Source organism: Amycolatopsis panacis (genome assembly GCF_003600245.1).
GTDB classification, from domain to species: Bacteria; Actinomycetota; Actinomycetes; order Mycobacteriales; family Pseudonocardiaceae; genus Amycolatopsis; species Amycolatopsis sulphurea.
In genome coordinates this window covers 1-4,503 of sequence record NZ_QZFV01000024.1, presented here as the reverse complement: position 1 = coordinate 4,503, position 4,503 = coordinate 1, and the positions used below count along the sequence as shown (strand labels likewise).

Below are 4,503 nucleotides of genomic sequence, written 5' to 3'. Positions count from 1 at the left end.
CATGTTCACCCACACCCACACCACCACCCAGACAACGTGATGGGCAGGGCCCGCGGCCCCGCCCAACCATCACAACCCCCCAACCACAACCGCCACCAACCAGCCAAACCGAAAACGCAACAGCCTCCTGAGTCCGTGAAGGGTCCCTTCACAGCCCCGCTCGGGGCGGCACCGTGATCTCGGTCGACCTGCCCGCCGTCCCGGCTGCCACACTGGAAAGCACCCACGACGAGGAGACCCCCGGATGACCGTCACCCTGCTCATTGCCGACGACCACCCGATCGTCCGCGACGGTCTCCGCGGGATCTTCACGGGGGAACACGGCTTCGAGGTTCTGGGCGAGGCCGCGAACGGCTCCGAGGCGGTCACCCTTGCCCAAGCGCTGCACCCGGACGTGGTGCTGATGGACCTGCGCATGCCCGGCACCGACGGGGTCGCCGCGATCACCGAGCTGGCCCGGCTCGCCAACCCGGCCCGGGTGCTCGTGCTGACCACGTACGACACCGATTCCGACGTGCTGCCCGCGATCGAGGCCGGGGCCACCGGCTACCTGCTCAAGGACGCACCGCGCGAGGAGCTGTTCCGCGCAGTGCGCGCGGCCGCCCGTGGCGAGTCGGTGCTCTCCCCCGCGGTGGCCGGCCGGATCATGGGCCAGCTGCGCGCACCGGCGCAGGAACCGTTGTCCCAGCGCGAAATCGAGGTACTCACCCTGGTCTCCCGCGGCTCCACGAACAAGGAAGCGGCGAAACAGCTGTTCATCAGCGAGGCCACGGTGAAGACCCACTTGCTGCACGCGTACGCGAAACTCGGCGTGAAAGACCGGGCCGCCGCGGTCGCGGTCGCGCTGGGGCGCGGGTTTCTCAGCACTTAGCGCGGCAACGTGACCCATCCGGCCGGATAAGGCAGGCCCGATCAGGGCGTCGCTGCCGAACAGGCCGAGTGCGCGGCCGAGACTGCGGTAATCGGGCATGGTGGTCCCCCTCGGATCGGGCGGGACGAGAAGACCACTCGATGTCAAGTGTCAGCGCCGGGACGGAAATCCGGCGGGTCGTGTGCACAGCGCGCCGCAGGGTCACCGACGGTAATCGAGGGCCGGACGGTCGCACCCGGTTTCCCGCGTCACGGTTTCCAGGAGCTGTCCACGGCCCACGCTTCGGCTCGCGTGAACGCCTCGTTGACCCAGCCCTGCTTCGCCTCGGCGTAGTACTCGACGGTGCCGTCCCCGGCGTGCTCGCCGGCCAGCCGCTGCTTCACCGCCGCATAGCCTTCCCGCTCCCCGGGGTGCGCGCGGATCCAGTCGCGGAACAGCAACGCCAGCCGCCACGCGGGGGTCTCGACGGACCGGACGTGCAGGTTGACCGCCCGCTTCGGGTCGGCGCCGACGTGCAGCCGCTTGGGCCACGGCGTGCCGCCGCCCTGCGGGTCGTCCACCCACTCCCCCTCCCGCTGCGGGAACCCGGCGTCCGCCAGCGCCTCGGCGAGCGCGTCTGCGTCGTCCAAAGTGGACACTGTGAGCTGGAGGTCGAGCACGTCCTTCGCGGGCAGTCCGGGCACCGCGGTGGATCCGATGTGGTCAGCGCGGACCAGGCGCGGCCCGGCGAGCTGCCGCAGCCGGGCGAGCCGGCGTTCGGCCTGCAGCGGCCAACTCGGGTCGTAGGCGGAAAGCACCGGCGACGCCGGGGGCCGCGGTTTGCGCAGCCGCAGGTTCGCCTCGAAGGGCACAAGCCGGTCCGCCCACAGCTCGTCCACTTCGGCGAGCACGGCGTCGCGCCGACCGCCGTTGTCGAGCCAGACGTCGGCCACCGCCCGGCGCTGGTCCTCGGTCGCCTGCGCGCGGATCCGCGCCCGGGCGTCCTCTTCGGTCATCCCGCGGGCCTCGACCAGGCGGCGGACGCGGACCTCGACCGGCGCGTCCACGACCACCACGAGGTGGTACGCCGGGGCCAGGTTGTTCTCCACCAGCAGCGGCACGTCGTGCACCACGATCGCGTCGTCGGCGGCCCCGGCCATCAGCTCGGCGGTGCGCTGCCCGATCAGCGGGTGCAGGATCCCGTTCAGCCGCTGCCGGGACTCCTCGCCAGCGAACGCGCGGGCGGCCAGCGCCGCCCGGTCCAGCGACCCGTCCGCGGCGAGCACCCCGGGGCCGAACGCCTCGGCGATCGCGGCGAGCCCCGGCGTGCCCGGCTCGACCACGGCACGCGCGATCCGGTCCGAGTCCACGACCACGGCGCCGTGCTCGGCCAGCCGGTTCGCCACCGTCGACTTGCCCGAACCGATTCCGCCCGTCAGGCCCACTCGCAACATGAGCCACACCCTAACCAGCGCGCCCGCACCCCGTGCAGTGAACGGCCCGCCACCCGCTGCACGTGCACCGGCACGGGTAATCGCACACCCAGGACGGAAACGCAAGCACATTCCGTCGAAATGTGAAACCGATCCGGGTGACACGCCGCGCGGTTCCGCCGTTTTCGGGGCGCGGCTGCGTAGCTTGTGCTGCGGAAACATAGCCCACACGGAGGAACGGATGGCGGACAAGCACGTCGGGAAGCACCGGCTCGGCACCCCCGGACTGGTGCACTGCGTTGCCTACCGTCAGGTCGCCGACGCACTCGCGGAACACCGGCGCACGTGGCTGAGCGCCCTGCTCGTCCCGGCCCAGCACAGCCTGGCCGGGCTCCGCCGCCGCGCGTTGGCCGCCGCCGCGGAGCGTGCCTGGGTGCCCGCGGTGTCCCCTTCCTGAGCCCGCTGCCGCGCCCCTCGGTCACGGCCGTCCGGTTCGGACTGATCCCGTCACACCGCGTGGGTCTCGATCACGATTTCGTGGCTCAGCGTGCGGTGCACCGGGCATTTCTCCGCTATCTCCGCCAGTTTCGCGCGCTGGGCCGAGTCCAGGTCGCCGAGGAAGGAGATCTCCCGGATGATCCGGCTGAGCATGCCTGTCTCGGTCTCGCAGCGTTCGCAGTCACGGGCGTGCACGCGGTCGTGCCGCAGCCGGACCTCGGTGCGGACCAGCGGGATACCCTTACGGTCGGCGTACATTCGCACCGTCATCGCGGTGCACGTGCCCAGTGCGGCGAGCAGCAGGTCGTACGGGGTGGGTCCGGCGTCGTCGCCACCGGCGGAAGCCGGCTCGTCGGCGAGGAACTCGTGCGTCGCGGTGCCGACATGCTGCGTGTAGCGGCCGCTGCCGGCATCGGTGACGACCACGGTGCCGGGCTCCGGCTGGGTCATTGCGGGGTTTCCCTCCGGTCTCGCGCCGGGTCCCGGCGTCGCGTGTGGACGGTGCCGGAGGAATCCAGGCACCGGCCGACGTTCCCAAGACGCCACGGATATCGTATCTTCTGCTTCGAGACGCGGATGCTCTTCCCGCGTGGCACGGGTGAAGGGGGTGGAGAGCGTGGCCACCCGCCATCTCTCGACACAACCGGCCGAGCAGCACCACCGGCGGCGGTTCCTCGATGCGGCCCTGGCGGTCCTGACCGACCGCGGCGTCGCCGGGCTGACCGTCCGCGGCGTCGCCGAACGCGCCGGCGCGTCGACGATCACGGTGTACACCCGCTTCGGCGGCCGGGTCGGACTGCTGGACGCGCTGTACGAACGCGCATTCGACCTGCTGCGCGAGGACCTGCAGGCAGTCCCTCCGGAGACCGACGACGGGATCGCCGACCTGCTCGAGGTCGCACAGGCCTACCGCCGCTTCGCCATGGCGAGCCCGGCCCGGTACGGGCTGATGTTCGAACGCTCGGTCCACGACTACGACCCCGACCCGGCCCTGCGCGCGGGCGTGGTCGCCACGACTTTCGTGGAATTCGTCACGAAGATCAACCGGGTCAGCCCACCCGGCGTGAGCGCCCGCGACTGCGCCTACCTGCTCTGGACGTCCATGCACGGCCTGGTCAGCGTGGAACTGACGATCCGCTCCCAGAGCCACATCGAAGACTGGTTCCTCGACCCGACGGCGGAAGCCCACGGCCGGATGTACCGGCACGGGGTGCTGGCCATGATCACCGGGCTGGGTCTTCGCAACTGAGTCGCCGGGGCTGGCCGTCCCCTGGGGTTGGCTGGGGCTGACTGGGCCGGTCGCGGCCGTGCAGCCTGGCTGGGCACGGCGTGGCGTGCTGTTGTGGGGCATGGCTGAGCCGGTCGCCGCCGTGTGTCGTGTCATGTCGTCGTCGGGCATGGCTGGGCCGGTCGCGGCTTTGCCGTCCTAAGTCCGGGCCGGGCTTGCACAACTGAGTCGCTGGGGCCGCCCAAGGCGCGGCTACCTCGTCGCTCACTGCCGTCACCGCGACCCGGACCGGCACCTCACCGAGAGCACCGTCCCGCCGCGCTGACGGAACCAAGGCTGTGAAGGGATGTCTTCACGGACTCTCAGGCCAGGGCCCCGGCAAAGTTGGTCGGGGGCCCGGCAGCGGGCGATGCGGAGGTGTGTGCGACCACCTCGTGGCGTGCGCCGGACCGGTTTCGGGTCCGTGAAGGGACCCTTCACAGACTCAGAGTCCG

Annotated in this window: 5 protein-coding genes; 3 read left to right on the top strand and 2 right to left on the bottom strand. The window is 71.3% G+C overall.

The window, feature by feature from the left end; all coding sequences use genetic code 11:
- Positions 1 to 244: 244 nt before the first annotated feature.
- Positions 245 to 871 carry a response regulator gene (locus tag D5S19_RS02340; protein ID WP_120021670.1) on the top strand — a complete coding sequence of 209 codons (627 nt, stop codon included), beginning with the start codon at positions 245 to 247 and terminating at the stop codon, positions 869 to 871.
- Positions 872 to 1,119: 248 nt separating this feature from the next.
- Here the strand turns inward: D5S19_RS02340 and coaE are convergent, their stop codons facing one another.
- Positions 1,120 to 2,304 carry a dephospho-CoA kinase gene (coaE, locus tag D5S19_RS02335; protein ID WP_120021669.1) on the bottom strand — a complete coding sequence of 395 codons (1,185 nt, stop codon included), beginning with the start codon at positions 2,302 to 2,304 and terminating at the stop codon, positions 1,120 to 1,122.
- A 220-nt stretch (positions 2,305 to 2,524) separates the two neighbouring features.
- On the opposite strand from coaE, the gene D5S19_RS02330 reads away from it, so the two are divergent.
- Complete coding sequence (locus D5S19_RS02330) at positions 2,525 to 2,740, top strand: hypothetical protein (protein WP_120021668.1); 216 nt, start codon at positions 2,525 to 2,527, stop codon at positions 2,738 to 2,740.
- 50 nt (positions 2,741 to 2,790) lie between these two features.
- Here D5S19_RS02330 and D5S19_RS02325 read toward each other — a convergent pair whose 3' ends face one another.
- Positions 2,791 to 3,231 (bottom strand): OsmC family protein, encoded by a 441-nt coding sequence (locus D5S19_RS02325; protein ID WP_120021667.1) that lies wholly within the window; start codon positions 3,229 to 3,231, stop codon positions 2,791 to 2,793.
- 139 nt (positions 3,232 to 3,370) lie between these two features.
- On the opposite strand from D5S19_RS02325, the gene D5S19_RS02320 reads away from it, so the two are divergent.
- Positions 3,371 to 4,030, top strand: coding sequence for a TetR/AcrR family transcriptional regulator (locus D5S19_RS02320; RefSeq protein WP_233573673.1), 660 nt, complete (start codon positions 3,371 to 3,373; stop codon positions 4,028 to 4,030).
- Positions 4,031 to 4,503: the final 473 nt, after the last annotated feature.

Bases quoted from the DNA above. Each gene is read 5' to 3' on its own strand.
- D5S19_RS02340 (WP_120021670.1), top strand. From the start codon at position 245: ATGACCGTCACCCTGCTCATTGCCGACGACCACCCGATCGTCCGCGAC.
- coaE (WP_120021669.1), bottom strand. From the start codon at position 2,304: ATGTTGCGAGTGGGCCTGACGGGCGGAATCGGTTCGGGCAAGTCGACG.
- D5S19_RS02330 (WP_120021668.1), top strand. From the start codon at position 2,525: ATGGCGGACAAGCACGTCGGGAAGCACCGGCTCGGCACCCCCGGACTG.
- D5S19_RS02325 (WP_120021667.1), bottom strand. From the start codon at position 3,231: ATGACCCAGCCGGAGCCCGGCACCGTGGTCGTCACCGATGCCGGCAGC.